General features: G+C 69.5%; 1 pseudogene. It reads left to right on the top strand.

Annotated features, from left to right (window positions below):
- Positions 1-220 (top strand): annotated as a pseudogene (locus I8N67_RS42155) (IS21 family transposase); the annotation flags it as partial.

The following is a 220-nucleotide window of genomic DNA, read 5'->3' as shown; positions in this document are numbered from 1 at the left end:
GGTGATCGTCTACGACCGGACCAAGACCGTGGTCCGCCGCCATGTCGCACCCGGCGAGGCGGTCCCTTTGCATCCGGAGGCCGTCGCGTTCGCCGGGCACTACGACTTCGACATCGACGTGCTGGCCGCCTACCGGCCCACCGGGAAGGGCCGGGTCGAACGCCAGGTGACCATCGTCCGTGATCACGTGCTGGCCGGCCGGGCCTTCTCGGGTCTGGAT

The sequence above is a fragment of the Streptomyces adelaidensis genome (genome assembly GCF_016598475.1).
GTDB classification, from domain to species: domain Bacteria; phylum Actinomycetota; class Actinomycetes; order Streptomycetales; family Streptomycetaceae; genus Streptomyces; species Streptomyces adelaidensis.
This window is presented reverse-complemented; position numbering and strand designations above follow the sequence as displayed.